The organism is Streptacidiphilus monticola, from assembly GCF_042658505.1.
Classification (GTDB): Bacteria; Actinomycetota; Actinomycetes; order Streptomycetales; family Streptomycetaceae; genus Streptacidiphilus; species Streptacidiphilus monticola.
Genome location: NZ_JBHSQJ010000199.1, coordinates 1 through 610 on the forward strand (window position 1 = coordinate 1; position 610 = coordinate 610).

At 71.3% G+C, this 610-nt stretch carries 1 protein-coding gene; it reads left to right on the forward strand.

All coding sequences use genetic code 11. The features are described 5' to 3' along the window. Positions 1-610 (forward strand): transposase (locus tag ACFP3V_RS31300; protein ID WP_380591066.1); only part of this gene is annotated, 610 nt, incomplete at both ends.

A 610-nucleotide genomic window follows, 5' to 3' on the forward strand; every position in this document is an offset into this window, starting at 1 on the left:
CAACTGGCCGCCCTGGCCGTGGGCAACCTGCGCTACAAACAGGACAAGCTCCGCACCGCACTGGTCGGCCAGTTCACCGACCACCACGGCTACCTGCTGACCGTGCTACTGACCATGGTCGACACCCTCACCGCCGAAATCGACCGCCTCACCACCCGGATCGAACAGCACCTGGCCGACACCGACCCACCCACCGCACCACCCGCCACCGGCAGACCCGGACTGCTCGACCTGGTCGACCGCATCGACGAGATCCCCGGCGTCGGCCCACGCGCCGCCCAGATCATCCTCGCCGAGATCGGCCCCGACATGACCGTCTTCCCCACCGCCGGCCACCTGGCCTCCTGGGCGAAGCTGTCCCCCCGCACCCTCCAGTCCGGGCAGGTCACCGCCACCGGCCGCACCGGCAAGGGCAACCCCTGGCTCCGGGCCGCCCTCGGCGAAGCCGCCGCATCCGCCGCCCGCACCGACACCTTCCTCGGCACCCGCTACAAACGCCTGGTCAAACGCCGCGGCCACCAACGCGCCCTGGTCGCCGTCGCCCGCTCCATCCTCGTCATCATCTGGCACCTCGCCAACGACCCCACCGCCCGCTACCGCGACCTCGGAC